The sequence below is a fragment of the Flavobacterium sp. I3-2 genome, from assembly GCF_013389595.1.
Lineage (GTDB): Bacteria > Bacteroidota > Bacteroidia > Flavobacteriales > Flavobacteriaceae > Flavobacterium.
On sequence record NZ_CP058306.1, the window covers coordinates 283,128 to 307,902 of the forward strand.

31 protein-coding genes are annotated in these 24,775 nt (G+C 29.6%); 11 read left to right on the plus strand and 20 right to left on the minus strand.

Features of this window, described 5'->3' with window-relative positions:
- Nucleotides 1-81: 81 nt before the first annotated feature.
- The gene (locus tag HW119_RS01335) at nucleotides 82-1,044 is read right to left on the minus strand and encodes a T9SS type A sorting domain-containing protein (RefSeq protein ID WP_177760917.1); all 963 of its coding nucleotides are present in this window, start codon (nucleotides 1,042-1,044) and stop codon (nucleotides 82-84) included.
- 182 nt (nucleotides 1,045-1,226) lie between these two features.
- On the opposite strand from HW119_RS01335, the gene panB reads away from it, so the two are divergent.
- Both panB and HW119_RS01345 read left to right on the plus strand, forming a co-directional pair.
- On the plus strand, nucleotides 1,227-2,045 hold the full coding sequence (panB, locus tag HW119_RS01340; RefSeq protein WP_177760918.1) for a 3-methyl-2-oxobutanoate hydroxymethyltransferase: 819 nt from the start codon (nucleotides 1,227-1,229) through the stop codon (nucleotides 2,043-2,045).
- Between the two features lie 61 nt (nucleotides 2,046-2,106).
- Nucleotides 2,107-2,802, plus strand: a complete 696-nt coding sequence (locus tag HW119_RS01345; protein WP_177760919.1) for an RluA family pseudouridine synthase — start codon at nucleotides 2,107-2,109, stop codon at nucleotides 2,800-2,802.
- Between the two features lie 48 nt (nucleotides 2,803-2,850).
- Here HW119_RS01345 and HW119_RS01350 read toward each other — a convergent pair whose 3' ends face one another.
- The 7 genes from HW119_RS01350 to HW119_RS01375 form a co-directional block, all read right to left on the minus strand.
- The gene (locus HW119_RS01350; protein WP_177760920.1) at nucleotides 2,851-3,312 is read right to left on the minus strand and encodes a hypothetical protein; all 462 of its coding nucleotides are present in this window, start codon (nucleotides 3,310-3,312) and stop codon (nucleotides 2,851-2,853) included.
- An 81-nt stretch (nucleotides 3,313-3,393) separates the two neighbouring features.
- Nucleotides 3,394-3,720, minus strand: a complete 327-nt coding sequence (locus HW119_RS01355; protein ID WP_177760921.1) for a DMT family transporter — start codon at nucleotides 3,718-3,720, stop codon at nucleotides 3,394-3,396.
- Between the two features lie 66 nt (nucleotides 3,721-3,786).
- Nucleotides 3,787-4,350 (minus strand): Crp/Fnr family transcriptional regulator, encoded by a 564-nt coding sequence (locus HW119_RS01360; RefSeq protein WP_177760922.1) that lies wholly within the window; start codon nucleotides 4,348-4,350, stop codon nucleotides 3,787-3,789.
- A 23-nt stretch (nucleotides 4,351-4,373) separates the two neighbouring features.
- Complete coding sequence (locus tag HW119_RS16690; RefSeq protein ID WP_255497947.1) at nucleotides 4,374-4,625, minus strand: SRPBCC domain-containing protein; 252 nt, start codon at nucleotides 4,623-4,625, stop codon at nucleotides 4,374-4,376.
- Nucleotides 4,626-4,654: 29 nt separating this feature from the next.
- Nucleotides 4,655-4,810, minus strand: coding sequence for an SRPBCC family protein (locus HW119_RS16695; RefSeq protein ID WP_255497948.1), 156 nt, complete (start codon nucleotides 4,808-4,810; stop codon nucleotides 4,655-4,657).
- A 70-nt stretch (nucleotides 4,811-4,880) separates the two neighbouring features.
- Nucleotides 4,881-5,453 carry a Crp/Fnr family transcriptional regulator gene (locus HW119_RS01370; RefSeq protein ID WP_177760923.1) on the minus strand — a complete coding sequence of 191 codons (573 nt, stop codon included), beginning with the start codon at nucleotides 5,451-5,453 and terminating at the stop codon, nucleotides 4,881-4,883.
- Nucleotides 5,454-5,555: 102 nt separating this feature from the next.
- The gene (locus tag HW119_RS01375) at nucleotides 5,556-5,819 is read right to left on the minus strand and encodes a (2Fe-2S) ferredoxin domain-containing protein (RefSeq protein WP_177760924.1); all 264 of its coding nucleotides are present in this window, start codon (nucleotides 5,817-5,819) and stop codon (nucleotides 5,556-5,558) included.
- Between the two features lie 79 nt (nucleotides 5,820-5,898).
- Here HW119_RS01375 and HW119_RS01380 point away from each other — a divergent pair, with 79 nt between their 5' ends.
- Entirely contained in the window at nucleotides 5,899-6,966 is a 1,068-nt protein-coding gene (locus HW119_RS01380) for a DUF3810 domain-containing protein (RefSeq protein WP_177760925.1), read from the plus strand.
- On the opposite strand, the gene HW119_RS01385 is transcribed toward HW119_RS01380, so the two are convergent.
- Complete coding sequence (locus tag HW119_RS01385; RefSeq protein WP_177760926.1) at nucleotides 6,963-8,255, minus strand: NAD(P)/FAD-dependent oxidoreductase; 1,293 nt, start codon at nucleotides 8,253-8,255, stop codon at nucleotides 6,963-6,965. The two genes, HW119_RS01380 and HW119_RS01385, sit on opposite strands and share 4 nt — an antisense overlap.
- Nucleotides 8,256-8,402: 147 nt before the next feature.
- On the opposite strand from HW119_RS01385, the gene HW119_RS01390 reads away from it, so the two are divergent.
- Together HW119_RS01390 and HW119_RS01395 are read left to right on the plus strand one after the other, a co-directional pair.
- A complete protein-coding gene (locus HW119_RS01390) occupies nucleotides 8,403-8,897 on the plus strand; it encodes an RNA polymerase sigma factor (RefSeq protein WP_177760927.1) in 495 nt (164 codons plus the stop codon).
- Nucleotides 8,898-8,904: 7 nt separating this feature from the next.
- On the plus strand, nucleotides 8,905-9,537 hold the full coding sequence (locus tag HW119_RS01395) for a hypothetical protein (RefSeq protein ID WP_177760928.1): 633 nt from the start codon (nucleotides 8,905-8,907) through the stop codon (nucleotides 9,535-9,537).
- A 33-nt stretch (nucleotides 9,538-9,570) separates the two neighbouring features.
- Here the strand turns inward: HW119_RS01395 and murA are convergent, their stop codons facing one another.
- Genes murA through HW119_RS01410 form a run of 3 tightly spaced genes read right to left on the minus strand, consistent with a single transcriptional unit; the run spans nucleotide 9,571 to nucleotide 11,927 of the window.
- Nucleotides 9,571-10,884: a UDP-N-acetylglucosamine 1-carboxyvinyltransferase gene (gene murA / locus HW119_RS01400; protein ID WP_177760929.1), complete on the minus strand. Its 1,314-nt coding sequence runs from the start codon at nucleotides 10,882-10,884 to the stop codon at nucleotides 9,571-9,573.
- A gap of 7 nt (nucleotides 10,885-10,891) precedes the next feature.
- Nucleotides 10,892-11,626, minus strand: coding sequence for a DUF4290 domain-containing protein (locus tag HW119_RS01405; protein ID WP_177760930.1), 735 nt, complete (start codon nucleotides 11,624-11,626; stop codon nucleotides 10,892-10,894).
- Nucleotides 11,627-11,639: 13 nt separating this feature from the next.
- Nucleotides 11,640-11,927, minus strand: coding sequence for a DUF493 family protein (locus HW119_RS01410; RefSeq protein WP_177760931.1), 288 nt, complete (start codon nucleotides 11,925-11,927; stop codon nucleotides 11,640-11,642).
- A gap of 120 nt (nucleotides 11,928-12,047) precedes the next feature.
- Here HW119_RS01410 and HW119_RS01415 point away from each other — a divergent pair, with 120 nt between their 5' ends.
- The 5 genes from HW119_RS01415 (at nucleotide 12,048) to HW119_RS01435 (ending at nucleotide 16,579) form a co-directional block, all read left to right on the plus strand.
- The gene (locus HW119_RS01415) at nucleotides 12,048-12,581 is read left to right on the plus strand and encodes an AAA family ATPase (protein WP_177760932.1); all 534 of its coding nucleotides are present in this window, start codon (nucleotides 12,048-12,050) and stop codon (nucleotides 12,579-12,581) included.
- A 46-nt stretch (nucleotides 12,582-12,627) separates the two neighbouring features.
- Nucleotides 12,628-14,526, plus strand: coding sequence for an ATP-dependent DNA helicase RecQ (locus HW119_RS01420; RefSeq protein WP_177760933.1), 1,899 nt, complete (start codon nucleotides 12,628-12,630; stop codon nucleotides 14,524-14,526).
- Nucleotides 14,527-15,471 carry a methionyl-tRNA formyltransferase gene (fmt, locus tag HW119_RS01425; protein WP_177760934.1) on the plus strand — a complete coding sequence of 315 codons (945 nt, stop codon included), beginning with the start codon at nucleotides 14,527-14,529 and terminating at the stop codon, nucleotides 15,469-15,471.
- 118 nt (nucleotides 15,472-15,589) lie between these two features.
- The gene (locus tag HW119_RS01430) at nucleotides 15,590-15,916 is read left to right on the plus strand and encodes an HU family DNA-binding protein (RefSeq protein WP_255498087.1); all 327 of its coding nucleotides are present in this window, start codon (nucleotides 15,590-15,592) and stop codon (nucleotides 15,914-15,916) included.
- A 102-nt stretch (nucleotides 15,917-16,018) separates the two neighbouring features.
- Entirely contained in the window at nucleotides 16,019-16,579 is a 561-nt protein-coding gene (locus tag HW119_RS01435; RefSeq protein ID WP_177760936.1) for a YqgE/AlgH family protein, read from the plus strand.
- Here the strand turns inward: HW119_RS01435 and HW119_RS01440 are convergent.
- The 8 genes from HW119_RS01440 to HW119_RS01475 all read right to left on the minus strand — a co-directional run bounded on the left by HW119_RS01440 (nucleotide 16,576) and on the right by HW119_RS01475 (nucleotide 23,860).
- The gene (locus HW119_RS01440) at nucleotides 16,576-17,421 is read right to left on the minus strand and encodes an aminotransferase class IV (RefSeq protein ID WP_177760937.1); all 846 of its coding nucleotides are present in this window, start codon (nucleotides 17,419-17,421) and stop codon (nucleotides 16,576-16,578) included. The two genes, HW119_RS01435 and HW119_RS01440, sit on opposite strands and share 4 nt — an antisense overlap.
- Nucleotides 17,422-17,468: 47 nt before the next feature.
- Complete coding sequence (locus tag HW119_RS01445; protein WP_177760938.1) at nucleotides 17,469-17,855, minus strand: START-like domain-containing protein; 387 nt, start codon at nucleotides 17,853-17,855, stop codon at nucleotides 17,469-17,471.
- A 129-nt stretch (nucleotides 17,856-17,984) separates the two neighbouring features.
- Nucleotides 17,985-18,620, minus strand: a complete 636-nt coding sequence (locus HW119_RS01450) for a DEAD/DEAH box helicase (protein ID WP_177760939.1) — start codon at nucleotides 18,618-18,620, stop codon at nucleotides 17,985-17,987.
- A 1-nt stretch (nucleotide 18,621) separates the two neighbouring features.
- A complete protein-coding gene (locus HW119_RS01455) occupies nucleotides 18,622-19,785 on the minus strand; it encodes a sigma-54-dependent transcriptional regulator (protein WP_177760940.1) in 1,164 nt (387 codons plus the stop codon).
- A gap of 4 nt (nucleotides 19,786-19,789) precedes the next feature.
- The gene (locus HW119_RS01460; protein ID WP_177760941.1) at nucleotides 19,790-21,085 is read right to left on the minus strand and encodes an ABC transporter permease; all 1,296 of its coding nucleotides are present in this window, start codon (nucleotides 21,083-21,085) and stop codon (nucleotides 19,790-19,792) included.
- Nucleotides 21,085-22,008, minus strand: coding sequence for an ABC transporter ATP-binding protein (locus HW119_RS01465; RefSeq protein ID WP_177760942.1), 924 nt, complete (start codon nucleotides 22,006-22,008; stop codon nucleotides 21,085-21,087). Before HW119_RS01465 ends, HW119_RS01460 begins: the two co-directional genes overlap by 1 nt.
- A gap of 179 nt (nucleotides 22,009-22,187) precedes the next feature.
- Nucleotides 22,188-23,309, minus strand: a complete 1,122-nt coding sequence (gene dnaJ, locus HW119_RS01470) for a molecular chaperone DnaJ (RefSeq protein WP_177760943.1) — start codon at nucleotides 23,307-23,309, stop codon at nucleotides 22,188-22,190.
- Between the two features lie 23 nt (nucleotides 23,310-23,332).
- The gene (locus HW119_RS01475; protein WP_177760944.1) at nucleotides 23,333-23,860 is read right to left on the minus strand and encodes a nucleotide exchange factor GrpE; all 528 of its coding nucleotides are present in this window, start codon (nucleotides 23,858-23,860) and stop codon (nucleotides 23,333-23,335) included.
- Between the two features lie 196 nt (nucleotides 23,861-24,056).
- On the opposite strand from HW119_RS01475, the gene HW119_RS01480 reads away from it, so the two are divergent.
- The gene (locus HW119_RS01480; protein WP_177760945.1) at nucleotides 24,057-24,725 is read left to right on the plus strand and encodes a YceI family protein; all 669 of its coding nucleotides are present in this window, start codon (nucleotides 24,057-24,059) and stop codon (nucleotides 24,723-24,725) included.
- The last annotated feature ends 50 nt before the right edge of the window (nucleotides 24,726-24,775 follow it).

A 24,775-nucleotide genomic window follows, 5' to 3' on the forward strand; every position in this document is an offset into this window, starting at 1 on the left:
CTGATTGTTAATTGACTCTTTTTATATAATCAAAAAACACATAAGCAATATCGTTTATGTGTTTTTTGTTTTATTACATCATTATTTTTTAATAATCTTCTTGGAAAAATTTCCTTGAGATGAATCAATATTTAATAAATAAACTCCTGACGCTATTCCCTCAATATTCAAAATAGAATTAGTGTCAAATGTTAGTATTTTTTTTCCAGCGATTGAAAAAAGTGAAATTTCAATAATTTGAATTTCAGTTTCGTCTAAATCTAAATTCAAAATACCGGTTGTTGGATTTGGATAAACTTTAAAATTAATTTTATTTTGATTTAAATTAGACAAAGTGCAATTTTCAGAAAACGAATAATTAAACAACTCCGAAGTATTTGAACTTGGTCCTTGAATTTGCCAATTTTCATAAATCCCATCACTATTAGTTGCTTGTTGCGCATTATCTACTTCTATACATACGGTAACATTACTTGTAAGTGGAAAAAGCCAATCCATTCCCTTTTCTAAAACAAGGTTGTTTTGTGTATTATTTCTAAGATTAATGTAAGAAATGTGATTATTATATAAATTTACTGAATAAATCAACGGATTATTACTTAAATCTAGAGAATCAAAAGAATTACCAAGAGTATCTAAACCATAATTACTAAAATTAACTGTTTTAAGTAAAACATTTGAAGACAAATCAACACTCTCTAAATAGCAATTAATTAATGATAAATGCTGTAAATTAACTAAAGTTCCAAGATTAATTCCTGAAGTAGTTAAATTAGCATTTTCTATAGATAGTGTTTGTAAATTAACAAAAGCTTCTAAACCAGTTAAATCATTTATATAGAATACAGGCCCTGAAGTTAAATTTAATGAAAGTTCTGTTACAGCCAAGGCATCAGAAGTTAGTATTTGTCCGTTTACCAAACCATCACTATCAATACCTTGATTAACTAATATTTGCTCAAAAGCTTGGTTAGCTACGGCAGTGTTTTGTGCTCTTCCTTGATAGAAAAACGCAAAAACAAAAAATATAATAATTTTTTTCATAAGTAATTCATTTAACAATCACAATATTAACAATTAAACAACTAAATAAAGCAATAGTTTTCATTAATTTCAAAAAAAGTCAATAATATAAGCTAGAAACTAACATTAATATTTCTGTTAAAAAAAACAAAGTTCATAGAAAATAATTAACTTAGCCATTCGTTTTTAAATTTAAAGATAAAATGTCTGTTGCAAAAAAGGATTACAAAATAGTGACAACCAAGTCACTTATTGATATGAAAGCAAACGGAGAGAAAATCTCTATGCTAACTGCTTACGATTATACTATGGCTAAAATTGTTGATTCTGCCGGAGTTGACGTAATTTTAGTTGGAGATTCAGCAAGTAACGTAATGGCTGGTCACGAAACCACTTTACCAATCACTTTAGACCAAATGATTTATCATGCATCTTGTGTTGTTCGCGGTGTTGAACGCGCCTTAGTTGTCGTTGATTTACCTTTCGGAACCTATCAGTCAGATTCTAAAAAAGCATTAGAGTCTGCTATTCGTGTGATGAAAGAAAGCGGCGCACATGCTTTAAAATTAGAAGGTGGAAAAGAAATTAAAGACGGAATAAAAAAGATATTAGGAGCTGGTGTTCCGGTTATGGGACATTTAGGATTAACGCCACAATCTATTTATAAATTCGGAACTTATACCGTTCGTGCTAAAGAAGATGCAGAAGCTGCTAAATTAATTGAAGATGCCAAAATGTTAGAAAAAATTGGATGTTTTGCAATTGTTTTAGAAAAAATCCCTGCAAAATTAGCTACGCAAGTTGCCGAAGCTGTTTCGATACCGATTATTGGAATTGGAGCTGGTTCTGGTGTTGACGGTCAAGTTCTTGTTGTTCATGATATGATTGGAATGACTCATGAATTTAGTCCAAAATTCTTAAGAAGATATATGAATTTATATGAAGACATGTCAAAAGCGATAGGTCAATATGTAGAAGATGTAAAATCTAAAGACTTCCCTAACGAAAAAGAACAATATTAATTGTATTTTTGCATAAATTAAAAACCATCATTCGTGATGGTTTTTTTATAGAAATTAACTAATGAAAATACTTTCAAGTAAAGATAATTTACAAGTTATTTACGAAGACAATCACATTATTGTGGTAAACAAACGCGTGGGCGATATCGTTCAAGGTGATCAAACTGGTGATAAACCTTTAAGTGATATTGTAAAAGAATATATAAAAGTAAAATACAACAAACCAGGAGCTGTTTATTTAGGCGTTGTTCATCGCTTAGACAGACCAACTTCTGGATTGGTATTGTTTGCTAAAACATCTAAAGCATTAACGCGTTTAAACGAAGCTTTCAAGAACAGAGAAACTCAAAAAACGTATTGGGCAGTTATTAAAGGAAACCCGCCAAAAATAACCGAAACTTTAGTACATTATTTGGTTAGAAATCCAAAAAACAACACATCAAAAGCGCATACAAAAGAGATTAAAGACAGTAAAAAATCAAGTTTAACTTACACTCTTTTTTGTAAACTTAAAAACTATGCCGCTTTAGAAATCGATTTACATACCGGTCGTCATCACCAAATCAGAAGTCAACTTGCTGCTATTGGATGTCCGATTAAAGGCGATCTGAAATATGGTTTTGATCGAAGTAATCCAGATGGTGGCATTCATCTTCATGCCAGAAAACTAACTTTAGAGCATCCGGTAACTAAAGAAAAAATGTCATTCGTTGCACCTACTCCAAACGAAGTAATTTGGAATGATATTTCGAAATAATACAAAAACTCCGATTTAATAATCGGAGTTTTTGTTTTTTATAATCTGTTATTTGTATAAAAAATAAGTAATTTCAACAATATAATTTTGTCCTTCAATTTCACCTTTTTCATTAAGCTTTAATGTCAATTCTCCATTTTCAAGAGCATAAGTAAAATTTTGTGGTTCGCCAGAAATATTTATGGTCATTGTTGAACCAGAAATAGTATAAGTTCCTGTTCCTTCATTTACTTGACCTGTTGAAAATTGTTTCTGGTACAGGGTGACAACATTACCTTCTTTAAATTCAAAATATAAATCTAATTCATTTGTAATATCACCCGTTTCATCTTGCATAACATTTCCGTCTACAGTAACCTTTACAGCTACTTTTTCAGCAATCCACCTTCCCAAAAGTGGGTCTTGTTGAATTTGTACTGAATTGTTATTATCGTCAGAAGAACAAGAAACAAAAATTGATGTTGTGGCAATTAGTGCTAAAAAAATTAAGGTTGTAAGAAACTTTTTCATTGGTTATAGGTTTAAAATTATTTTTACAAATATTAAACGTTAACCTATCAAAAAATTGTAAAATTGGGACAATTCAGAAAATTAACTCGATACGTATTTTAATCCAACAATTGAAGCAATCAAAGTGGTAATAAAAAATATACGTAAAAAACTAGCAGGTTCTTTAAAAACGAGAATTCCAACTAAAACGGTTCCCACAGCGCCGATTCCGGTCCAAATTGCGTAAGCTGTTCCGAGAGGTAAAGTTTGTGTTGCTTTGATTAAAAGTGTCATACTTACAAATAATGCAACTAAGAAACCTGAGTACCAAAAATACATTTCGTTTCCTGTTGATTCTTTAGCTTTTCCTAAGCAAAAGGCAAAAGCTACTTCAAATAATCCTGCGATGATTAAAATAATCCAATTCATTGTTAAATATTTTTAGCAAATTTCTGACTAAAAAGCATCTAATAATTTAACAAATGATAAAAAATATTATTCTTTTTCGGCTCTGATTCTACTTAAACTAACCTGAGTAATTCCTAAATACGAAGCAATATAGCCCAACTGAACGCGTTGAATCAAATTTGGATTCTTTTTTAAAAGTTCGTGATAACGTTCTTTAGCCGATTTAAATTGATGAAAAATTAAACGTTCTTCGGTAAAGATTAATTCTTGTTCGGCAAACTTTCTTCCCCAATTTGCGATATGAATATCTTCGTCAAAAAAATTTCGCAATTTATTTGAATTTAATTTATAAAATTCTCCATCTTCTAAAAGTTCAATATCTTCATATCCCGGTAAGTCAGATACATAGCTTCGCATCGAAATCACAACAAAACCTTCGGAGCCAAACCAAAAAGTAACATCGTTTTCAGGATTTTGAGTAAACGCTCGAACCATTCCTTTTTTTATGAAATAAATATCATTTTCGATTCGATTCGCTTTTAAAAGCAAATGTCCTTTTGGAAAATGAATCTCTTCTATTTCATTTAAAAGCTTATTTTTAGACGATTGCGGTAACTTATATATCGCATCTAAAATGGAATTGATTTGCATAGTTTTTTTCTATAAATAAAAAATTAATTTTCGGCTAATGTTTTTAATTCATTATTCATTAAAACAAAACCTTTTTCGGTTGCTGATAAATCTATAAAAGGCAATAAAATTCCAGTAAATTTTTCAGAATGTACAAAAGTAGTACTTCCGTCATTATTAGATATTAATTCAAAAAAATGTTCACCATCGAAAAGTCCTGAAAATAAAAACTTACCTTTCCATGAAAATTTTTTATTTGGAATTTCATCTATAATTGATGGACTAAAAAGCATCATTTTTTTATTTGGAGGCTGAATTCTAACTTCTAATTTATTGTTCTAACTTCTAATTTATTGTTCTCACTTCTTTGTATGTGTTTTATAAACGAATTCCATTTCGGATATTCATTAAAATTCATTAAAATATGCCATACTTTTTCGATATTACAATTAATTATTACTTCAGTTTTAATTTGTTTCATAAGACTTATAATTTATTTATAACAAATATCTAAAAAGTAAAAATGTTGGCTCTTGACATTTATCAAGAAATTAAGAACCGAGTTTTTTTCTTATTCTACTAAAAGTTTCAGGAGTCATTCCAAGCATCGAAGCAAGATATTGTAATGGAACTAAATTAAACAATTCTTTATTTTGAGCAAAAAAGAAATGGTACCTTTCTTCTGCAGACATTGAAAGATGACTAAAAATTCTATCTTCGAGTGTTGTAAAACAATTTACTAAAAATCTTTTTTCAAGTTCATTCCACTTAGGAATTACTTGCGAAACTTGATTGTAATTTTCTTTATTTATTGATAAAATTTCAAGATTCGTTAATGTTTGAAAATTCCATCGAGCAGGAGTTTCATTAATAAAGCTAGTTAAATCTGTAACAAAATATCCTGGAGTTGCAATCCATTGCGTAATTTCTCTCTTTTCAGAATAAACAAACACACGCAACAAACCTGATTTAATGAAAAACAATTCATCACATCTTATTCCAGTTTTTAATAAAAATTCTTCTTTATTAAATTTCTTTAAATGAAACAATGAACTAATGTTTTTTAAATCATCTGATTCTATAATTCCCAATTGATTTCTAATTGCTTGCTCAAATTCAAACATTTGTATTCATTTTTTAAATATTAAACTGTATATAAAATAAAAAAACGTTCATAAATAATACGAACGTTTGTGTACAAAATAAAACAATAATTAATTATAAAACTATGCTACGATATATTTTTCGAATATCTTTCTAGCTTTCTTTTCGGTTACTTCTTTTTTAAATTCTTTTTCAGATTCGATATAAAAAATAGGTGCTTTTTTGCATAAACCTTGACATTTCATTTTCTGAAAAACCACTTTTTCTTCTAATCCTGATTCTGAAATCAACGATTTAAAACAAGATTTTGCATCATCATTATATCGACAACATTTTTTTCCGTCGCAGAAATAAACTACATTGCAAGCAGATTTACACTTACCCATTTTTTATTAAATTTATTTGGAACAAATATAAATAATTATTTTTATTTGTTCTAAATAAAAAACGTTAATATATCTTAAAATGAAAAAAATAGTTGGTTATGTTTTTGCGATTGTATTACTTCAATTGTTTTTGTACTTTTTAAAGTTTTTCCCTTATACGATTGAAAAATATTACAGCTCAAATTTCTACTTAGCACTACAAACTATATTAACCTATTTTACCAAATGGACAAAGGTTTCTATTGGAGACGTGCTTTATATAATTGTAGTTGTTGCGATTATTATAAAAATCGTTCAGATTATTAGAAAAAAAGAACTTGTTTTAAAAAAGCTAACCGTTTATGTGTTAAAAACTACTTTCCAATTTTTACTTTTTTTTCAGATTTTTTGGGGATTGAATAATTTTCGAGTTCCTGTTCATACAAAATTAGGAATTGCGAACAATTACGAATTAGAAGAATTGTACGATTTTACGCAACAATTAATCGAAACTACAAATAATTTACAAATCGAAATAACACAGAACGATTCAGCAAAAGTTGCGTTTAAAAAAGATTTAAAGGCATTTAATTTAGCTGCTAGGAATGGTTATAAAGAATTGCAAAGTCAGTTTGAAATGGCTTATGTTATACACAGCGATGTAAAAAAATCATTATTTGCTCCATTTTTAACAGGCGGAGGTTTTAGCGGTTATTTAAATCCATTCACGCACGAAGCTCAGGTAAATTATGAAATTCCGGTTATTGGAATGCCTGTTACTGTTGCACATGAAATTGCGCATCAAAAAGGAATTGCAACAGAAAGCGAAGCTAATTTTTTTGGTTTCTTAACCATGAATAGTCAAGATGAAATAAATTATAGATATGCCGCAAATTTATATGCTTTGAAATATTGTTTGAAGGAAGTCCGTATAAACGATGAAGAGAAATTTTTGCATTTCTACAACCAATTAAATTTCGGAATTCAAGAAAATATCTTGGATAGCGAAAAATTTTGGCAAGAAAACAAAAACTTCTCTTCAAATATTTTAAAAAATGTATATGGTAATTTTTTAAAAATGAATAATCAGAAAGACGGAATACGTTCGTACAACAGATTCGTAGATTTACTGATTAACTACAATAAAAAATATCCATTATCGAATTAATTTCCGTTTTCGATTCCTTTTTTCTTACGATACGGACGTACAATAATACGAGATTCTCTATCGAATACGAAATAATTATAAACCCAGCTCCAGAAAACTAACATTCTGTTTTTGAAACCGATTAATGATATTAGGTGAATAAACATCCAAACGAACCAAGCAAAAACACCGTTAAAATGGAATTTAGGTAAATCAACAACAGCTTTGTTTCTACCAATTGTTGCCATCGAACCTTTATCGTTGTATACAAATTTCTTTAATGACTGTTTTTTAGCTAAACGTTCTAAATTTTCGGCTAATAATTCACCTTGTTGAATAGCTGGTTGTGCCATCATCGGGTGACCAAATTTGTATTTTTCACCGTACATCGCAGCAACGTCACCGATTGCGAATACGTCTTCAAATCCTTCAACTTGATTGAAATCATTTACACGAATACGTGAAGCTCTATCAACAGCTTCACTAACACCATCTACTGCGGCACCTTTAACTCCAGCAGACCAAATTACAGCTTGTGAATGAAATTCTAAATCACCTGCAGTTGTAACAACGTTTCCATCATAATTGGTTACACGAACATCTAAATGAATAGAAACTCCTAAGTTTTTAAGGAATTTAGCAGCTGCTTTAGATGATTTTTCGCTCATGGCATCTAACACACGATTAGCACCTTGAACTAAGTTGATTTCCATCATAGATAAATCTAAATCTGGATAATCTTTAGGAAGAACCGCTTTTTTCATCTCTGCTAAAGCACCAGCAAGTTCAACACCTGTAGGTCCTGCTCCAACGATAACGAAATTCATTAAAGATCTGCGTTCTTTTTCGTCGTTGGTTTGTAAAGCTAATTCAAAATTTTCTAATATTAAACTACGAATATCCAAAGCTTCAGGAATGGTTTTCATAACCATACTGTTCTTTTCGATTTCTTTATTACCAAAATAATTATTTGTTGAACCAGTTGCGATTACTAAATAATCATAATAAATAGTTCCGATATCTGAAATTACTTTTTTACCAACCGTATCAACTCTTTCCACATTTGCCATACGGAAAAAAGTCTCTTTGTGTTCTTGAACCACTTTACGAATTGGGTAAGCAATTGTTCCAGCTTCTAATCCACCAGTTGCAACCTGATACATTAAAGGTTGAAAGTTGTGATAATTGTGTTTATCTAACAATACGACTTGGAAATTTCTATTTTTAAGCTGTTTAGCGATAGAAAGTCCTCCGAAACCACCTCCGATTATTACGACTCTAGGATTACTAGAATCTGGAATATTCATCATAATATTTTGATCTTTTTTGTACTTTGCAAAATTACGAATATATTAGTATAAAAAATGTATTTTTCCAATCTTAACAAGCTTTTACAATTTTCTTAAAATTTTAAAAAAAAAATGTAACATAAATAAATTTTAGTCTACTTATACTTCATGAATCCAAAATTAGAAAGCGAATTTGTCGGTCTTTTAGAAAAAAATCAGAATATAATCCACAAAATATGTAGGTTATATACTTCTGATGCTGATTCTCATAAAGATTTATTTCAAGAAATTTCCATACAATTATGGAAAGCTTTTCCTAATTTTCGTGGTGAATCAAAATTTTCTACATGGGCATATCGGGTTGCATTAAATACAGCAATTTCTCTTTATCGAAAAAGCACAAGAACTATTGATACAAATGATATAGAATTAAGCATTCATCGGATAAAATACGAAGAATATAATGATGAAGAAGAAGAACAAGTTAAACTGTTATATGAAGCAGTAAAGCAATTAAACGACATCGAGAAAGCTTTGGTTTACATGTATTTGGAAGATAAAGATTATACCGAAATCGCCGAAACTTTAGGTATAAGCGAAGTGAACGCCCGAGTTAAAATGAATAGAATCAAAACAAAATTAAAAAAAATTGTAAATCCTTAGAATGCATATGGACGAGTTAGATTTACTTAAAAAACACTGGAAAAAAGAAACGGATTTACCTAAAATTTCAAAAGATGAAATTGGTAAAATCATACATAAAAAATCTTCATCTGTTGTAAAATGGATTTTTATAATAAGTATTATTGAATTATTACTAGGAATTATTTTATCCTTTTTTATCAATTCTGATGATAAAAGCACTGCAGATTTAATTGATAAAAACGCATTTTTAAGTTTTATTGATAAGTTTTCTTATGCACTATATATTGTGATAATTTATTTTATTTATAAATTTTACACAATGTATAAAAAGATTTCTGTTGAAGACAATACAACTAAACTAACAGAAAATATCATGCAAACCAGAAAAGTTGTTCGCCATTACATGCTTTTTAATGTAATTACTTTTTTTGTGATGTGCGTTTCAGTAAGTTGGGTGGTTATTCAAAATCAAGTTTACAATCAAGGTTTTAGTCAACATCATGTTTCTACAATACAATTTGTAATTATTTACGGCATCATGTTTTTTATAATTGCGATTATGACTGTAATCTTTTGGTTTGTATATAAATTAATCTATGGATTCTTTTTACGAAAACTTAAACGAAATTATGACGAATTAAAGAAAAATGAAGCATAAAAAAAGAGAAGCATAAAAAAATGCTTCTCTTTTTTAATTAACTCGTTCAATTTTAGCTCCTAAAGCTTTTAAACGAATATCAATATCTTCATAACCACGATCAATTTGATCTATATTTTGAATAATACTCGTTCCTTTTGCAGAAAGTGCTGCTATTAATAAAGAAATTCCGGCACGAATATCTGGTGAAGTCATCTTGGTAGCTTTTAATTGTGATTTAAAATCATGTCCAATAATGACAGCTCTGTGAGGATCACATAATATGATTTTTGCTCCCATGTCAATTAATTTATCAACGAAGAACAAACGACTTTCAAACATTTTTTGATGAATTAAAACTTCTCCCCTTGCTTGAGTTGCTACAACTAAAATAATACTTAAAAGATCTGGAGTTAATCCAGGCCAAGGAGCATCTGCCATGGTCAAAATAGAACCATCGATATAATTTTGAATCTCATATCCGTTTGTATGAGCAGGAATGTAAATATCATCATTTTTCTTTTCGATAGTAATTCCTAATTTTCCAAAAGCTGTTGGAATAATTCCTAAAGAATTCCAAGAAACATTTTTAATGGTAATTTCACTTCTAGTCATTGCTGCCAATCCAATCCAAGAACCAATTTCAATCATATCTGGAAGAATTCGATGAGCACAGCCATGTAATTCTTTAACTCCATTAATCACTAATAAATTGGAACCAATTCCTGAAATATTAGCTCCCATAGCAACTAGCATATCACACAATTGTTGAATGTAAGGTTCACAAGCTGCATTATAAATTGTTGTAGTTCCTTCTGCTAAAACGGCAGCCATTAAAATATTTGCCGTTCCGGTAACTGAAGCTTCATCAAGTAACATGTAAGCACCTTTTAAACCATTTGGAGCTTCAACGCCATAGAAATATTCTTCTCGGTTATATCTAAAAGTAGCACCTAAGTTTATAAAACCATCAAAATGTGTATCTAATCTTCTACGTCCAATTTTATCACCTCCAGGCTTCGGAATATATCCTTGTCCAAAACGTGCCAATAAAGGTCCTACAATCATGATTGAGCCTCTCAAAGATTTACCTTCTTCTCTAAAAGCATCAGATTTTAAATAATCTAAATCGACGTTATCTGCTTGAAAAGTATAAGTATTTCTATCTAACTTTTCAATTTTAACGCCTAAATTACCTAATAAAGTAATCAATTTATTAACATCGATAATGTCTGGAATATTTGATATTGTAACTTTTTCTGATGTCAATAAAACAGCACATAAAACTTGTAATGCTTCATTTTTGGCTCCTTGTGGTTGAACCTCTCCTTGTAAAGGAATTCCTCCTTCTATTTTAAATGTACCCATTTAACGATTATCCTTTTCTTGTATTTTGATTATTGTTATTCTGACCGTTGTTTGGCTTAACAAAACGTTTTTGTTTTCCGTTATTATTATTGTTATGCGAGTGGTTTTTATTATTTGAACTAAAATTACTTTTGTTCGTTTGTTTTTTATTTACACGAATTAAATCTGAAGAATTTGATAAATTTTCAGTAGATTTTGCTAAATCAATTGCTCCGTTAGAAAGATCGTATAAATGATCAAAAATAACCTCATCAGCAACCGTTTCTTTATTCCAACTCAAATAGCTTTTCTTCATGTGATTTGCAATAACAATAATCAATGCATCTCGCATTTCACCAGGTTCCCAGCTCAATGCTTTATTGATCATATAAGTTATGTTATTTCCATAAAAACGATATTTAGGAAAATTTTGCGGATATGATAATTCAGCAGGTTTTATTGAAATTGAATCTTCATTTGGAGTTGGATATGGAGAATCAACATCTAATTTGAATTTAGACATTTTAAACAATTGATCCCAAAGCTTATGTTGAAAATCAGGAACATCACGTAAGTGCGGGTTCATACTTCCCATAATATCAATGACATAATTTGCTGCTTTATTACGAGTTTCTTTATCTTCAATTTTAGTAATTTGATCAATTAATTTATGCAAATGACGACCGTATTCTGGTAATATTAAATCAGGTCGACTTGCATTATATTCCAATTCTTGAATGGCTTCTTTTGGATTAAATTTCATAAAAAAATGAGGTTTATAAAGATATAATTCCTTCAATAGAAGAAACTTCTTTATATTTTTCAATAATTAAATCAGCATTTGGCATTACAACATTAACAGAAACACTTGTGTATTTTCCGGTTTTAGATTGATTTGTTGTAATCACTGCCCCTAAAGCATTAAAAGTATTATCAATAAATTTGACATTCTCTTCAGTAGCTGGAACAATAAATTTATATAAATATTCTAAAGGCCAATTTTCTGTAGTGTTTTCTAGTTCTTGTTTTAGTCTTACATAAAACTCTTCTGTCTTCTGATCCATATGACTTATATATTATAATTACAAATATACGCAGGAATTTATAATTTAATTGAAATCTAAAGTTAAAACATTTTTCGCAAACAATATAATTGTTTTAACTTTGCATTTTTATTTTAAAAAGTGAGCAAACAAATTATATTACTTATCGGCGGACCAGGTTCGGGTAAAACTACCATCATCGATGGGTTATCAGAACGCGGTTATATTTGTTATCCTGAAATTTCAAGAGAAGTAACTCTAGAAGCTAAGAAAAAAGGAATTGATCAATTATTTTTAAAAGAACCTCTTTTATTTAGTGAATTACTTCTTGAAGGTAGAATAAAACAATTTAATAATGCATTAAATGAAACTTCCGATATTGTATTCATTGACAGAGGAATTCCGGATGTTCTAGCTTACATGCATTACATTGGAGATTCATATCCTTCTGAATTTCACGAAGCTTGCAAAACTCATATTTATACAAAAATTTTTATTTTACCACCTTGGGAAGATATTTTCATAAGTGATAATGAACGTTATGAAAATTTTGGTCAAGCGCAACTTATCCACGATCATTTAATCGAAACCTATGAAAGCTATGGATACACTTTAAATGAAGTTCCGAAAGCAGATTTAGATACAAGAATAGAATATATTCTAGGTCAGTTGTAATTCGATCTAATTTTTACTAATTTTAGTAAACTTTAATAGCTACATCTTGTTTGAAGCACAACATTTATTAAAAAAATATTGGGATTATGATTCTTTCAGATCTCCACAAGAAGCAATTATCAAATCCGTTTTAGATAAGAAAGATACTTTTGCACTTTTACCAACAGGCGGTGGAAAAAGTATTTGTTTCCAAATTCCAGCTTTACTTTTTGAAGGAATTTGCTTAGTGGTTTCACCATTAATCGCTTTAATGGATGATCAAGTAAACAATCTAAAACAACGTGGAATTAAAGCAACATCTCTTGCTGGAAGTTTATCAACCGAAGAAATTTCAAACATTTTAGATAATTGCCAATTCGGAAATTTTAAATTTCTTTACCTTTCACCAGAACGCTTAAAACAGGATTGGATTTTTGAACGGATTACCAACCTTCCTGTAGATTTAATTGCGATAGACGAAGCGCATTGTGTTTCACAATGGGGACATGACTTTCGTCCCTCTTACCTAGAAATAGGTAATTTAAAAGATTATTTTCCTAAAACACCTTTTATTGCTTTAACAGCTTCTGCAAATGAAAGAGTCAAAACAGATATTATTGAAAATTTACGTTTAAATAATCCTCAAATTTTCAAAAAAAGTTTCAAGCGCAAAGAAATAGCTTACGGAGTTTATATCTCAGATAATTCAGAATCTTTGTTGCATCGTATTCTAATCAAACAGCCTGACACAGCAATCGTTTATGTTCGAAATAGACGCATGACCGTTGAAATTTCTAACATTTTAAAAAACTTTGGAATTAAAGCAGATTATTTTCATGGTGGATTAAATTCAAAAGAAAAAAAACAAAAATTAGAAAAATGGCTTGATGAAGAAGTTCAAGTAATGGTTTCTACGAATGCTTTTGGAATGGGAATTGACAAAGGAAATGTAAAAAACGTCATTCATTTACAAATTCCTGAAAATATTGAAAGTTATTATCAAGAAGCCGGTAGAGCTGGTAGAAATGGTGAGAAAGCATTCGCAACTGTTCTAATAAGTCAATCAAATATTGAAAAATATAAATTGCAATTTTATGATGGAATTATTGACAAAGATTTTTTAGTTCTTGTTTATAAAAAATTCGTTAATTATAATCAAATTGCATATGGCGAAGGTTTTGAACAAATCATTGATTTCAATTTGAAAACCTTTTGCGAAAAATTTAAACTTCCTGTAAACAAAACCTATCAGGCTTTTTTATTTTTGGATAGACAAGGAATCATTACCTTATCTCAGAATTTTTCATACAAAACTTACATTCATTTTGTTGTTTCAAATGATGAAATCTTGAATTACATGCATTTGAATCCTTTTGAAGAAAAACTTTTTATTCATATTATTCATAATTACAGAGGAACAAACGAAATTGAAACCAATATTGATTTAAGAGCGATTTCTAAAAAAATTAATATCCCAGAATTAAAAATTATTGAAATCATAAATTCTTGGCAAAACAAGGGACTTTGTACTTTTTCAAATTTAGACAATGACACGACAATTGTTTTAAATGAAATTCGCGAAGATGAAATAACGATAAATCGTGCGATAAAACATCTGAAACAACAAAACAAAATCAAACTTCAGCAATTCGATGCTATGGTTGACTATATCGAAAATCAAGATATTTGTAAAAGCAGATTAATCTTAGAATATTTTGATGAATCATTAGCTGAAGATTGCAAAATTTGTTCGGTTTGCACATCAAAAAGAAAAGAAAAGCAAGTCTTTTTTTCAAAAGAAAATTTCAAAATAAAAATTTTAGACCTTTTAAAAGACAACGAAATAGATTCATTAGAAATTCAAAATCACACGAAATTAACATCTGATTTATTAATAGAAATTTTAAATGAATTAATTGACGAGGAAAAAATAACATATAACAACATCAAATATAAATTAAAATAAATGGAAAAATTACGAATCGTTTTTATGGGCACTCCTGATTTTGCAGTTGGAATCTTAGATGCCATTTATAAAAATAATTACGAAATAGTTGGAGTAATTACTGCACCAGATAAACCAGCCGGACGAGGACAAAAACTTTCTGTTTCTGCGGTTAAAGAATATGCTTTGGCAAACAATTTACATTTATTACAACCAACAAATTTAAAATCTGAAGTTTTTTTAGAAGAACTAAAAGCACTAAAAGCCAACCTGCAAGTAGTTGTTGCTTTTAGAATGTTACCAGAAGTTGTTTGGAAAATGCCAACTCTAGGAACATTTAATTTACATGCTTCGCTTCTACCAGATTATCGAGGAGCGGCACCTATTAATTGGGCAATTATCAATGGAGAAACAAAAACTGGAGTTTCTACATTTTTTATCGATGAAAAAATTGACACTGGAGCAATCATTTTGAAAAAAGAAACAGACATTTTATCAAAAGAAACTGCTGGTGAATTACATGACAAATTGATGCATTTAGGTTGCGAAGCAGTTATCGAAACTTTAAAATTGATTGAAGAAAAAAACGTTGTAACAGAAATTCAACCTGAAAAAGAAGAAAAAACAGCTTATAAACTGAATAAAGACAATTGCAAAATCAATTGGAATCAAGAATCTGAGCTTATTTTTAACCATATTAGAGGTTTACATCCATATCCAACAGCTTGGACATTTTTCAATGACGAAGGCAAAGAATGGAATGTAAAAATCTATGATACTGAAGTAATTTTAGAAAAACATCATTTAAAACCTGGTACAATTATTAGTGACAAAAAGAACTTAAAAATCGCTACAACCGACGGTTTCATTGACGTTATCAGTTTACAATTTCCTGGAAAAAAGAAAATGAACATTAAAGATTTATTAAACGGTATTAGTTTCACAACTGCAGCATTTTGCAATTAAAAAAGTAGAAAAGCACTTCCTCCTTTTAAATAAAACATAAAAAAGTAAAATATTTTCATTTTTTTTAGATAAAAACTTGCATAATAACATATAACTTTTAAATTTGTAATAGTTAATTATTTATTTAACCAATAAAAAAAAAGATTATATGAACAAAACTGATTTAATTGATGCAATTGCAGCAGATGCAGGTATCACAAAAGTAGCAGCTAAAAGCGCATTAGAGACATTCTTAAAAAACGTATCTGAAACTTTGAAAAAAGGAGATAAAGTTGCATTAGTAGGATTTGGATCTTGGTCAGTATCTAAAAGAGAAGCAAGAGAAGGAAGAAACCCTCAAACAGGAAAAGCAATTGCAATTGCTGCAAAAAATGTAGTAAAATTCAAAGCTGGCGCAGATTTAGAAGCTTCAGTTAATACTGCACCTGCTAAGAAGAAAAAATAAATCTTTTTAGACATTAAAAAATAACCATCCGATTTCGGGTGGTTTTTTTTTAATAGAAAAAACAAAGCATTTTTTTATTATTTTTAGTATAAAAAAATAGTTATGAATATTAGCAAAATAAAAATCGGTAACCTTGTAATTGCTGATGCAAATATTTTGAATGATTTGAATTTTAATCGAGCTGTCATTTTATTGTCAGAATATAACTCGAATGGAAGTTTAGGCTTTATTTTAAACAAAAAATTAAACATTAAACTAAAAGATGTCATTCTTAACACAGATTGCAATTTCAGTATTTACTATGGTGGACCTGTTGAACCTGAAAACTTATACTTTATACATAATAAGCCCGAACTTATACCAAACAGTATTGAAATCGCTGATGGAATTTTTTGGGGAGGAGATTTCAATAAAATTATTGAATCTATAAATAATAAACTTTTAAAAAAATCAGATATTCGTTTCTTTTTAGGTTATACGGGTTGGGACTTTGAACAATTGGACAACGAAATCGCAACTAATTCATGGCTAATCAAAAATAATATTTTTGCAAGTAATATATTAAAAAAAGTTCCTTCCAATTTATGGAAAGAACTTATGATGACTTTTGGAAATAACCAAATTATTTGGTGTAATGCGCCTGAAGATCCAGTTTTAAATTAAGCTAATCTAATTTTCGCATTTAATTTTACTAATAATTTATTTGCTATTTCGTTAGTGTATTCTTTCTTTTTATATTTAGAAACAGATTGTATTCCTGAAATTATATTAGTTAAAAATATTTCATCTGCTTTTTGCAGTTCAAAAGGTGAAACAGAAACTTCTTCTAATTCAAATTCTTCAGATTTTGAAATCAATTCTATGATTTGTTTTCTGATAATTCCATTTACACAACCATCTGAAATCGGTGGCGTTTTGATTGTTTTCCCGTTTATTATAAAAATATTAGAATTTATAGCTTCGACAATATTTTTTTCGTTGTTGATTAATAAACAATTTTGGTATTGATTTTCATTTGCGAAAATTGAAGCCGTAACGTTTATTAATTTATTAGTCGTTTTTAATGAAGACAACAATTGCTTGGTTACATAAAAATCTTTGTAAATTTCAATTTCATAATCTTTTATATCATTAATATAAGTTCCGTTTTCTAATGGAGAAACTTGAATTAAAAATTTTGTCAAATTATTATTAAGTGGTAAATACAATCCTTCAGAATCTCTAAAAAATGTAATTCGAACACGATAAGAAATTGCATTTTTATCGAAATTAGAAATAGTTTTCATTATTTGTTCTTCCATGTATTCCATTGTAAAATTCATTGGAATTTCCATTCTAAGAACACGCATTGAAGCCATTAATCTAAAATAATGATCTTCTAAAAATAATATTTTATTATCTAAAACTTTTAAAGTTTCGAAAACAGCGTCACCAAATAAAAAACCTCTATTATTTTCAATACTTTGATTCGAATTTTGAACCAAATCTCCGTTAAAATTTATCATAAAAAAACTCTGTAAAAAATACAGAGCAAATATAGTATTATATTTATTTATGCAGACCCTAAAACCTTTTTTAAATCTGAAATTTGCTTTTCCCAAAGCAATGAATGACCATCAATATCGTCTTCTTCTGCAAAATCTGTTATAACTAAAATAACATCTTTAGTTAGTTCATCTTTTACAATTTTTAATTCAAAATAGTATTCGGTTTCACTACCATTATCGTCTAACCATCTGAACTTAATTTTTTCATCTGTTTTCTTGTTAGATAACTTGGCTTTTTCGATTGTTTCGTCCCATTCAAAATCAAAAAACTCACCTCTTGAATTCACATTATCTGCAAACCATTCTGATAATCCAGAAGGACTTGAAATGTATTGATACAACAATTGAGGAGAAGAATTGATTGAAAATTCTAATTCTAATTTTACTTTCATCACATATTTTTCGGAAATATATAAAAAATAAATAAACAAAAAAATTATTAGCTATTTATTTTAAATCAATATGTATTTCTTTGTAAAAAAACACGCTAAAACAAACTATTCTTTAGAAAATAAATCTAATTAGTCAAGGTATTCGTCTTCATCTTCTTCGTTTGAAAACCAGTACGAGTCCATCATCGTTTTATCTACAAATGGATCTAATTTTTCATAATCATCATTTGCTAAATACACACGTTGTGTTTTTCCAATACTTTCAGATAAACGATATAATTTTGGCTCAAGACGTACGCGTAATAAATCGTCAAGCGTATCAATCACAAACATTTTTAATTGATTTACATCGAATCCAGCAGAACCGAACATCAAATTCAATCGTTCTGGCGTACCAATCAAAACATCTATACCAACAGAAATATTGTTTTTATCTTCATCTAAATTTGTTTTCTCGTGAACACCAAAAAAACGTAAAGTTGTGTATTTACCATAAGTTTCAAATTTTTCTAACATTCGTAAAACTTCAGGTTTATCTTTAACAACAATCAATGCTCTTGGAGATTGCATAAATTCCTTTTCTAAACGCTGTATAGTATTTATCACAATAATATCTTCACGTTCACTTGCGTCGTCGCAAAGAATAACTACATCGTTTCCGCTTTTAATCGTTCCAAAAGATTCTTTCAGTATTTTGGTTGGTTCGGTTAATCCAGCATTAATTAAACCTTCTTTTAAATCTTCGTTTATTTTTTTTAATTTCATTTTATTTAGATGCAAACATTTGAACATCGGCTTTAGAAATTTCTTTTCCGCCTAATATTATTAATCTTTCAACTACGTTTCTTAATTCACGGATATTTCCTGTCCAATCGTATTCTTGAAGTAATTCAATAGCTTCTTTAGAAAACAATTTAGGAGCAGTTCCGTTTTCTTCAGCAATTTTATTGGTAAAATGCTCAATCAACATGGGAATATCCGATCTGCGATCGTTTAACCCAGGAACTTTGATTAAAATTACTGCCAATCGATGGTATAAATCTTCACGGAAACGACCTTCTTCAATTTCTTTACGCAAATCTTTATTCGTTGCAGCAATCACACGAACATCGACTTTAATATCTTTATCTGCTCCAACACGCGTAATTACATTTTCTTGTAAAGCACGCAAAACCTTAGCTTGAGCAGGTAAACTCATATCTCCAATTTCATCTAAGAAAATAGTTCCCTTGTTTGCTGCCTCAAATTTTCCTGCGCGGTCTTTAACTGCAGAAGTAAAAGCACCTTTTACATGTCCAAATAATTCACTTTCGATAAGTTCTGAAGGAATTGCTGCGCAGTTAACCTCAATCAAAGAAAAATCGGCACGTGGACTTTTTTCATGCAAATTATGAGCGACTAATTCTTTACCTGTTCCGTTTGGACCAGTAATTAAAACACGAGCATCGGTTTGCGCAACTTTATCAATCATTTCTTTGATTTGAATTATAGCTTCGCTCTCGCCTATCATTTGATAATTTTTGCTCACTTTCTTTTTTAATCGTGTGTTTTCAACTACCAATGTTTTTTTATCTAAGGCATTTCGAACCGTATTTAATAAACGATTTAAATCCGGTGGTTTTGAAATATAATCAAAAGCTCCCAAACGCATTGTATTTACGGCAGTTTCTAAATCTCCATGCCCAGAAATCATTACAAACGGAATTTCGGGTTTGATTTTCTTTGCTTCTTGCAAAACTTCTTCGCCATCCATTTTAGGCATTTTGATGTCGCAAATAACCAAATCAAAATCTTCTGATTTAATTTTTTCTAAACCTTGAAATCCATCTTCAGCTTCAAACACTTGATATTGTTCGTTTTCTTCTGATAAAATTTTTGATAATACTCTGCGAATTGCAGCTTCATCTTCAATTATTAATATTTTAGACATAAATCTAATATTTTATCCATTTAAGTAATTCTTTCCAAGTTGGTTTTTTACCGTGCATTAAAATTCCAACACGATAAATCTTTGCAGCAAACCAAACAATTCCTATAAAGGTAGCAAATAATAAAACAATTGAAATAATTATTTGTTCTATCGGAACTCCAAAAGGAATACGCATTAACATTACAATTGGCGATGTTAATGGAATCATAGAAAAAACAGTTGCAACGGTTCCGTGTGGCTCATTCATAACTGTAAAAAAACCGATATAAACAGCTAACATCAATGGTGCAATTATCGGAAATAAAAATTGTTGCGTATCTGTTTCGTTATCCACCGCTGCGCCAATGGCTGCGTAAAGTGAACTGTATAGAAAATATCCTCCGATAAAATAAATCAAAAAGAAAAATATTAAACTACCAATTGGCAACATAGCAATTTCTTTTAGATACAATTGAATCGTTGAAACTACATCTGGACTTAGTTGTGCAACCATATCCATTGAAGGTGACGAGGTATTTAATCCAAAAACTGTGTTTGCAATTAACATAAGAATTCCGCCAACGATAGCCCAAATTGAGAATTGTAAAATTCCAGCTAAAGTGGTTCCGATAATTTTACCCATCATCAAGTAAATCGGTTTAACCGAAGAAATAATAATTTCGATGATTCGGTTTGTTTTTTCTTCGATAACGCTACGCATGACCATGTTTCCGTAAATGATGATGAACATCATAATCAAATATCCGAAAATAGCACCAATGGCAATTTTAATTTCATTTAAACCTTTAACCGTTTCTTCGCCCGAAGCTTTTACCAAATGAACCGAAATATCTGCTTGCGCTTCGTCAATTTTTAATGTATCAATTCCGCTATTGGTCAAATTTAATCGAGTGATTTTTTTTGCCATAGTTTTCTCTAAATCAGAAACAAATTGCATACTTGGACTTTCGTCAGAAACGTATTGAATTGCTTTTTCGTAATCTTTTAAATCATCAACTTTAGGAATAAATAAAATTCCTTCATAAGCTTTTAATGAAACGCTGTCTTTTAAAACTTTTTCGTCAATTAAAGAAACATCGGTGTATTTAAATAAATCGTTTGATTTAAATTCTTGAAAGAAAATACCAGATTCATCATGAATTCCGATATGTTTAGTTTCTGAACGTAAAGTGCTTAAATATCCAACTAAAACAGCAAAAGCAACAAATAATAATGGACTAACAAATGTCATTATTATGAATGATTTATTACGAACTTTCGAAATAAATTCTCTTTTTATAATTAATGATAAAACTCCCATTATTTTGAACTTACTGTTTGAATAAAAATATCATTTATGCTCGGAATATTTTCTGTAAAATGAGTGATTTGTCCATTTTGAATTAAGATTTCCATCAAATCATTTGCTGTTTTAGAACCCAAATTTACGTTTAATTGCAACTCGTTATTTAAACTTTTAAAGTTCGTTTCTTCAAAATCAAATTGAGAAGCTAAAATAGATTTAAACCTTTCTGATTCATTAGCTTGAATTCCAACTTGATAGGTATTTGTTCTAAAATCCTTTTTAACATCAACAACTTTGCCGTCAATCAATTTATTAGATTTATGAATTAAAGCAATTTCATCGCACATTTCTTCAACACTTTCCATACGATGTGTCGAAAAAATAATGGTACTTCCTTTTTTCTTTAGTTCTAGAATTTCATCTTTGATAATATTTGCATTTACAGGGTCAAATCCAGAAAAAGGTTCATCAAAAATCAATAATTTAGGCTGATGCAAAACCGTTACTACAAATTGAATTTTTTGCGCCATTCCTTTTGATAACTCTTGAATTTTTTTTCCCCACCAATCAGAAATTTCTAATTTATCGAACCAATATTTTAATTGTTTTTCTGCTTCAGATTTTGATAAGCCTTTTAATTGAGCCAGATAAAGTGCTTGTTCACCTACTTTCATACTTTTATATAAACCGCGTTCTTCGGGCATATAACCAATATGTTTAACATGATGTTGACTTAACTTTTCACCATCTAAATATATAGTTCCTGAATCAGGAAAAGTAATCTGATTGATAATTCGGATAAGTGATGTTTTACCAGCACCGTTTGGACCTAATAATCCAAAAATACTACCTTGAGGTATATTTAGAGAAACGTTATTTAAAGCGACCTTTTCTCCGTATTTTTTTATAACATTTTGAACTTCAAGAATGTTTTTCATTATCATTTATATTAATAAATATCGAATACAAAAATAGATTATTTTGAGGTTACTCCCTAATTTAGATAGGGGTAAAAAAAACCCAACCTCATTTTTGCAAATGAGGTTGGGAAAAATTGCTATGAAAAAGAAAATCCACCGTTTTATAAGTGTGCCCAAATGTATATAATTAAATTTAATTATGAAAACATTTCTTTAACTTTTTCAAAAAAAGATTTATCTGATTTTTGAGGATTCGGAACAAAGTTCTCATCCTGTTGCATATTCTCAAAAAATTGGCGTTGTTCTTTAGATAATTTCTTTGGCGTCCAAACATTTACGTGAATTAAAAAATCGCCAGTACCATAACCTTGAATACTTGGTAAACCTTTTCCTTTTAAACGTAAAATTTTTCCAGACTGAATTCCTTCTTCTATTTTTATACGAACTTTACCATTTACAGTTTCAATTTCTTTAGAACCACCTAAAGCAGCTTCAGAAAAACTAATATATAAATCGTAATGAATGTTTTCGCCCTCACGTTTCAAAGTTTCATGTTCTAGTTCTTCTATAACCACAATTAAATCTCCTGGTAAAGAATTTGCACCTGGAGCTTCGTTACCTTTATTAGAAACTTTTAATTGAATACCATCTGTAACTCCAGCTGGAATTTTAATAGAAACCGTTTCTTCATTTAAAATTAAACCATCGTTATCAGCACCTGCAGGTTTATGGTCTAAAATTTGACCTGAACCTCCACAACTTCCACAAGGCGCAGCTGTTTGCATACGGCCTAAAATCGTATTTTGAATTTTAGTTACTTGCCCAGTACCGTTACAAGTTGAACAAGTTTTATAAGTAACACCTTCAGCTTTTACCTTACGTTTAACTTTGACTTTTTTCTCGACACCATTTGCGATATCTTCTAAAGTTAATTTAACTTTAATTCGAAGGCTTGTTCCTTTTGCACGTCTTGGACCGCCACCGCCGCCAAAACCGCCGAAACCACCGAAACCACCACCAAAAATATCTCCAAATTGACTAAAGATATCTTCCATGTTATTGAAACCGCCGCCAAAGCCTCCGCCTCCGCCAGGTCCATCAAAAGCAGCATGACCATATTGATCGTATTTTGCTTTTTTATCAGCGTCACTTAGAACTTCGTAAGCTTCTGCAGCTTCTTTAAATTTCTCTTCAGCTTCTTTATCACCTGGATTTTTATCAGGGTGAAACTCAATTGCTTTTTTTCGATAGGCTTTTTTAATTGCTGAAGCATCAGCACTTTTATCAATACCTAATATTTCGTAATAATCTCTTTTCATTTTACTTGCTAATAATTTATCGATTATTGACCGATAACAACTTTAGGGAAACGAATAATTTTATCTCCTAATTTATATCCCTTTTCAATTACATCAACCACTTTACCTTTAAAATCATCACCTGCAGGAATTTGTGTAATAGCTTCTGCGATATCAGCATTAAATAAATCTCCTTTTTCGATTTTAACAAGCTCCATTCCTTTTGAAGACAAAATGTCATTAAATTTATTTGAAATTAAATTGAAACCTGTCAGATATTCTTTAACTTCAGATTGTTCAACTTGAGCTAATGCGCGATCAAAATCATCTAATACTGGTAATAAAGCTACTAAAACGCCTTCACTTGCAGTAGTAAGCATTTCTAATTTTTCGCGAGATGTTCTTCTTTTATAGTTTTCAAACTCTGCGAATAATCTTAAAAACTTATCTTTTTCTTTAGCTAAATCTTCATTTAACTGCTCTTCTACAGTAAGTTCTGTAGTTTGAGTTTCTTCTGTAGCATTGATTTCGTTTTCGATATTTTCTAAATTATCTGTATTTTCCGTATTCATTATTTTCAAATTTAATTAGACTATACTTTGCAAATTGTTTGCCATTGATACATTTCAGTCAAAATGTCATTTCCTTTTTCATTTCCTTAACCTAGATTAAGAAATAAGATAAATAACCAAACTTTCAGTTTTATTTAAGAAAAATAAACATTTTTTATGTTAAATTTGTTCTCATAAAAATAAATCAAAATTAAATATGAAAAAAAATGTATTAGCAGTAATTGCTTTGGCTGCCTTATCTTTTACAGCATGTAAAAAAGAAAACACAACAGTTGAAACAACAACTCCAACAGAAGTAACTCCAGAATCAACTGAAGGAACTAAATATAACGTAGCCACAGACAAATCAAAAATCGATTGGACTGGTGGAAAAGTATCAGGAGACAAACACACTGGAACATTAGCTCTAAAAGAAGGAAATGTTGCTGTTAAAGACGGTAAAGTTACTGGAGGAAATTTCGTAATTGATATGAATTCTATCTCTGTTACTGATATCGCAGATGCTGATAAAAAAGCAATGCTAGAAGGTCACTTAAAAGGAACCAGCGCAGATAATTCTGATCATTTCTTTAATACAGGAAAATATCCAGTTGGAACATTTGTTTTAACAAGCGTTACTGAAGAAAACGGTACTCAAATGGTTGAGGGTAATTTAACATTAAAAGAAGTTACAAATTCTGTAAAATTCCCGGCTACAATTACTGTAACTGATACTGATGTAACAATTGTTACCGATAACTTTGAAATTGACAGAACTAAATGGGGTGTAAACTTCAATTCTGGTTCAATTGTAAAAGATTTAGCTGGAGACAAAGTAATCAATGATAATATCATTTTAAAATTAAACGTTGCCGCAACTAAATAATTTTAAAAACAACCGATTTTACAAAGCGTTTTCGTTCATTCGAAAGCGCT

Coding starts and splice junctions, on each gene's coding strand:
- HW119_RS01335 (WP_177760917.1), bottom strand. CDS start 1,044: ATGAAAAAAATTATTATATTTTTTGTTTTTGCGTTTTTCTATCAAGGA.
- panB (WP_177760918.1), top strand. CDS start 1,227: ATGTCTGTTGCAAAAAAGGATTACAAAATAGTGACAACCAAGTCACTT.
- HW119_RS01345 (WP_177760919.1), top strand. CDS start 2,107: ATGAAAATACTTTCAAGTAAAGATAATTTACAAGTTATTTACGAAGAC.
- HW119_RS01350 (WP_177760920.1), bottom strand. CDS start 3,312: ATGAAAAAGTTTCTTACAACCTTAATTTTTTTAGCACTAATTGCCACA.
- HW119_RS01355 (WP_177760921.1), bottom strand. CDS start 3,720: ATGAATTGGATTATTTTAATCATCGCAGGATTATTTGAAGTAGCTTTT.
- HW119_RS01360 (WP_177760922.1), bottom strand. CDS start 4,350: ATGCAAATCAATTCCATTTTAGATGCGATATATAAGTTACCGCAATCG.
- HW119_RS16690 (WP_255497947.1), bottom strand. CDS start 4,625: ATGATGCTTTTTAGTCCATCAATTATAGATGAAATTCCAAATAAAAAA.
- HW119_RS16695 (WP_255497948.1), bottom strand. CDS start 4,810: ATGAAACAAATTAAAACTGAAGTAATAATTAATTGTAATATCGAAAAA.
- HW119_RS01370 (WP_177760923.1), bottom strand. CDS start 5,453: ATGTTTGAATTTGAGCAAGCAATTAGAAATCAATTGGGAATTATAGAA.
- HW119_RS01375 (WP_177760924.1), bottom strand. CDS start 5,819: ATGGGTAAGTGTAAATCTGCTTGCAATGTAGTTTATTTCTGCGACGGA.
- HW119_RS01380 (WP_177760925.1), top strand. CDS start 5,899: ATGAAAAAAATAGTTGGTTATGTTTTTGCGATTGTATTACTTCAATTG.
- HW119_RS01385 (WP_177760926.1), bottom strand. CDS start 8,255: ATGATGAATATTCCAGATTCTAGTAATCCTAGAGTCGTAATAATCGGA.
- HW119_RS01390 (WP_177760927.1), top strand. CDS start 8,403: ATGAATCCAAAATTAGAAAGCGAATTTGTCGGTCTTTTAGAAAAAAAT.
- HW119_RS01395 (WP_177760928.1), top strand. CDS start 8,905: ATGGACGAGTTAGATTTACTTAAAAAACACTGGAAAAAAGAAACGGAT.
- murA (WP_177760929.1), bottom strand. CDS start 10,884: ATGGGTACATTTAAAATAGAAGGAGGAATTCCTTTACAAGGAGAGGTT.
- HW119_RS01405 (WP_177760930.1), bottom strand. CDS start 11,626: ATGAAATTTAATCCAAAAGAAGCCATTCAAGAATTGGAATATAATGCA.
- HW119_RS01410 (WP_177760931.1), bottom strand. CDS start 11,927: ATGGATCAGAAGACAGAAGAGTTTTATGTAAGACTAAAACAAGAACTA.
- fmt (WP_177760934.1), top strand. CDS start 14,527: ATGGAAAAATTACGAATCGTTTTTATGGGCACTCCTGATTTTGCAGTT.
- HW119_RS01435 (WP_177760936.1), top strand. CDS start 16,019: ATGAATATTAGCAAAATAAAAATCGGTAACCTTGTAATTGCTGATGCA.
- HW119_RS01440 (WP_177760937.1), bottom strand. CDS start 17,421: ATGATAAATTTTAACGGAGATTTGGTTCAAAATTCGAATCAAAGTATT.
- HW119_RS01445 (WP_177760938.1), bottom strand. CDS start 17,855: ATGAAAGTAAAATTAGAATTAGAATTTTCAATCAATTCTTCTCCTCAA.
- HW119_RS01450 (WP_177760939.1), bottom strand. CDS start 18,620: ATGAAATTAAAAAAAATAAACGAAGATTTAAAAGAAGGTTTAATTAAT.
- HW119_RS01455 (WP_177760940.1), bottom strand. CDS start 19,785: ATGTCTAAAATATTAATAATTGAAGATGAAGCTGCAATTCGCAGAGTA.
- HW119_RS01460 (WP_177760941.1), bottom strand. CDS start 21,085: ATGGGAGTTTTATCATTAATTATAAAAAGAGAATTTATTTCGAAAGTT.
- HW119_RS01465 (WP_177760942.1), bottom strand. CDS start 22,008: ATGAAAAACATTCTTGAAGTTCAAAATGTTATAAAAAAATACGGAGAA.
- dnaJ (WP_177760943.1), bottom strand. CDS start 23,309: ATGAAAAGAGATTATTACGAAATATTAGGTATTGATAAAAGTGCTGAT.
- HW119_RS01475 (WP_177760944.1), bottom strand. CDS start 23,860: ATGAATACGGAAAATACAGATAATTTAGAAAATATCGAAAACGAAATC.
- HW119_RS01480 (WP_177760945.1), top strand. CDS start 24,057: ATGAAAAAAAATGTATTAGCAGTAATTGCTTTGGCTGCCTTATCTTTT.